The sequence below is a fragment of the Sandaracinobacter sp. genome (assembly GCF_041909755.1).
In the GTDB taxonomy this organism is placed as follows: Bacteria; Pseudomonadota; Alphaproteobacteria; order Sphingomonadales; family Sphingomonadaceae; genus Sandaracinobacteroides.
In genome coordinates, this window is record NZ_JAYRCW010000144.1 from 1 (window position 1) to 3933 (window position 3933).

3 protein-coding genes are annotated in these 3933 nt (G+C 71.2%); 1 reads left to right on the forward strand and 2 read right to left on the reverse strand.

Going from position 1 to position 3933, the window contains the following annotated elements; genetic code table 11:
- On the reverse strand, window positions 1–1786 hold a 1786-nt coding region (locus ACE3O8_RS13080), incomplete at its 3' end, for a DEAD/DEAH box helicase (RefSeq protein ID WP_374390432.1).
- Between the two features lie 4 nt (window positions 1787–1790).
- Window positions 1791–2420 (reverse strand): hypothetical protein, encoded by a 630-nt coding sequence (locus ACE3O8_RS13085; protein WP_374390434.1) that lies wholly within the window; start codon window positions 2418–2420, stop codon window positions 1791–1793.
- Window positions 2421–2788: 368 nt separating this feature from the next.
- Here ACE3O8_RS13085 and ACE3O8_RS13090 point away from each other — a divergent pair, with 368 nt between their 5' ends.
- Entirely contained in the window at window positions 2789–3763 is a 975-nt protein-coding gene (locus ACE3O8_RS13090; RefSeq protein ID WP_374390436.1) for a helix-turn-helix transcriptional regulator, read from the forward strand.
- The last annotated feature ends 170 nt before the right edge of the window (window positions 3764–3933 follow it).

Consider the following 3933-nt stretch of genomic DNA (forward strand, 5'->3'; position numbering starts at 1 on the left):
TTTCGGCCAGCAGCCGATCTGCCGGGGGCAGGATGGAGCGCTCCTGCTGCAGCGCCAGCCAGTCCTGCACGTCGGCGGGCATGCGGTGCCATTCCGCCGGGTCCGCCAGCATGGCGCGCACCCGGCGCGCCAGGTTCGTGGACAGCGGCATCCGCCCGCCGGCGTAGGTGGGGATCGTGGCGGAGCCTCGCCCGATGCGGGTGAAAAGGTCCGACTCGGACGCGCCCGTCACCTCCAGCACCTGCCCCGCGAACAGGAAGCTGTCGCCCAGGCGCAGCTGGCTGGCGAACCATTCCTCGATCTGGCCCAGCGCGCGGCCACGCCCCAGCCGGACCGTCATCGTGGGGGATTCGACGATCACGCCCGCGTTCAGCCGGTGTTGCAGCGCCAGCCGGGGATGGCGCAGCCGCCACAGGCCGGGCGCCTCCTCCACCAGCCGGGCGAAGCGGTCATAGACCCTGAGCGAATAGCCACCGGTGGCGACGAACGACAGGATGCGGTCGAAATCGGCGCGCGGCAGATGGCGATAGGGGGCGGCGGTGCGGATTTCCTCGAACAGGGCGTCCGCCCGGAACGGCCCCGCGAGCGCCACGCCCATCACATGCTGGGCCAGCACGTCCAGCCCGCCGGGGCGCATCGGCTCGGCATCCAGTTCGCCCGCGTTCACCGCGTCCAGCGCGGCCAGCGCCTCCAGATATTCGAAGCGGTTGCCGGGCACGATGACGGCGCGGCTGGCTTCGTCCATGCGGTGGTTGGCCCGGCCCACCCGTTGCAGCAGCCGCGCCGCCCCCTTGGGCGCGCCCATCTGGATCACCAGATCGACATCGCCCCAGTCGATCCCCAGATCGAGGCTGGAGGTGGCGACCACCGCGCGCAGCCGGCCAGAGGCGAGCGCGGCCTCGGTCTTCAGCCGCGCCTCCATTTCCAGCGAGCCATGGTGGATGCCGATGGGCAGCTGCCGGTCGTTCACGGCCCAGAGGTCGTTGAAGATCAGCTCGGCCAGCGAGCGGGTGTTGACGAAGATGATCGCCTGCCGCGCCCCTTCGATCAGCTTCACGACCTCCCGCGCGGCGTGGCGGCCATTGTGGCCCGACCAGGGGATGCGCCCATCGGGCACCAGGATGCGGATGTCGGGCGGCACCGCCGCCTCTCCGTCCACGATCAGCGCGTCGCCTTCGGGGGCCAGCCAGTCGGCCATGGCGGCGGGGTCGGCCACGGTTGCCGACAGGCCGACCAGCCTCAGCGCGGGGTTCAGCCGCCGCATCCGCGCCGCCGCCAGCGCCAGCAGGTCGCCGCGCTTGGTGTTGGCGAAGGCGTGGATCTCGTCGACGATCAGTGTTTCCACCGTCGCCAGCAGCGCGTCCGCCTCTGGCCATGTCAGCAGCAGGCTGAGGCTTTCGGGCGTCGTCAGCAGGATGTCGGGCGGGTTCTCGCGCTGGCGCTTCTTCGCCTCTGATCCGGTGTCGCCCGTGCGCGTTTCCACCTTCAGCGGCAGCTTCGCCTCGCGGATGGGCAGCAGCAGGTTGCGCTCCACATCCGCCGCCAGCGCCTTCAGCGGAGAGACATAGAGCGCCTTCAGCCCCGGGCGCGGCCCCTGTTCGCAGGCGGCGGCCAGAACGGGGAGGAATCCGGACAGCGTCTTGCCCGCGCCCGTCGCCGCCACCAGCAGCGCATGCCGCCCGGCGCGGGCGGCGGCCAGCATGTCCAGCTGGTGGCGGCGCGGCCGCCAGCCGCGCTGCGCGAACCAGCCGGACAGCTGGTGCGGAAGGTCGTCGGCTGCCGCCATGGCCCTAGCGGCGGTCTGCCTTGCGGAAGCCCTGCCCCTGCGGCGCGTCTGGCGGGGCGAGGAGGTCGCCGCGGATCTCCAGCGGCCAGTCGTGGAAATCCCGCACGCCGGTGTCGGCCGGATCGAAGCGATAGCGGTAGCGCCGGGCCGCTTTAAGATCGAGCGGGAATTCGGGCGAAACCAGCTCGAACACCGGCACCTCGAACCGGACGGAAACCGGGGTGCGCGTGTCCAGGTCCGCCTCCAGCCATTCGCCGAGGGTCTGGCCGCGCTCCTCGCTGCCGTCGTCCATGCGGATGCGGACCTGGATGTTGGGGATCGGCTGCCCGCGCGGATTTTCCAGGATCAGCGCGAAGACCTTCGGGTCGCCCGCTTCGGTGCCGACCAGGCCCCAGGTGGCGGGCCGGGGCTTTGGTTCGGTGGTGAGGAAGATGCGGTCGCCTTCTTGCCGCCAGCGTCCCTCTGCCGTTTCATCCAGCGCGCCATAGGTGAAGGCATAGCGGAAGCGGCCGTCCGGCAGCAGTTGCAGCCCGCCGGCGGCCTCGTGCACGCCCACCAGCGCATAGTCGCCCGCCAGCGGCGGCGGGCCGGCAGCGGCCAGCAGCAGGGCGGCAGGAAGGAGGAACCAGCGCATGGCGCCAAGCGTGGCACAGAGCGGGCGCGGGTGCCAGCGGGCCGGTCGGCTGCAACAGGGCCGACCAGCCCGCCGGCGTTCCGCCCGGCGGGCAAACACGCACCCGCCGGACGAAAGCCGTCCGCCCCTGAATGCCGGGCGTGTCTGGCGGACCGCCCACAGCCCTTGTGCCCTGTCGGCATGCCAGTTCGGGACATGGCGGAACCTGCTGGCGAACAAGCGGAAATGGCCGGTGTGTCCCCGTTTGTCATGGACAAAAGGGGAACATTCGTGCCCGCCCTTGCGGCCAGCGGGGGGACACCCCTAGGTTTCGCCGTCGGTGTGGCGTCTGGGGGATTTCAGCGGTGCGATACGCTCGGGCAGATCGGTTGATCCAGCTGGCGCTGGAAATGCAGGCGGCGCGCGGCGGCCTGACGCTGACGGACATCGAACAGCGATTCGGGGTTTCGCGCCGCACCGCCATCCGCATGCGCGACGCGGTGCTGGCGGCCTTCCCCAATGCCGACGAGGTGCCGTCGAACGACCGGTCGAAGCGGTGGCGGCTGGACGGCGCGGGCGCGCGCGCCCTTTCCCCCACCACGGCCGACGAACTGGCGGCGCTGGAAACGGCCGCCGCCCTGTTCCAGCGCGAGAATCTGCCCGATCAGGCCGATCTGCTGCGCGGAATCGGATCGCGGCTGAAGGCCTCGATGGCGGCAGACCTGATGCGCCGCGTGGAGCCCGACCTGGCGGCCCTGGCCGAAGCGGAGGGCCTTGCCCTGCGTGCCGGGCCGCGCCCCGCAATTCCCAATTCGCTGTTCGCCACGCTGCGCACCGCGATCAAATCCTGCCGGAAGCTGTCGTTCAGCTATGCCGGGCGGGTGAAGGGACAGACGGAAACGCGCACGGTGCGGCCGCTGGGCTTCCTGTATGGGCATCGCCACTATCTGGTGGCGGCGCCCGACGGCGACGGCCCGGCCGGGGCCGACGGCGCCATCCGCTTCTTCAGCCTGCCGCAGATTTCCCGGCCGAAGCTGCTGGAACAGGGCTTCGAGCGCGACCCCGGCTTCGATCTGCGGCAACTGGTCGCGCACAATTTCGGCGTGTTCGAGGAACCGCCGCAGGACATCTGCTGGAAGTTCAGCGCGGAGGCAGCGGCCATCGCCCGCCAGTTCGAATTCCACCCCGGACAGACCGTGGAAACGCTGGCCGACGGCAGCCTGCTGGTGCGGTTCCGCGCGGGCGGGCTGCTGGAAATGGCCTGGCACCTGATGTGCTGGGGCGATGCGGTGGAGGTGCTGGCGCCCGATGCGCTGAAGGCCCTGCTGCCCGCCGAGCGGCCGGTGTGGCCCGCCCTGCCCTGACCGGCCCTGCCCTGCCCGGCCCGCTCCGGCAGGGGCCGCCCGCCGCGCGTCAGGGCCTCAATGCCGCCTCGACGATGGGCCATTCGGATTCGAGGATGGCGAACACATGGGTGTCGCGCACATGGCCGGTGTGGGTGATCTTGTGGTGGCGCAGGATACCGTCGCGCCGG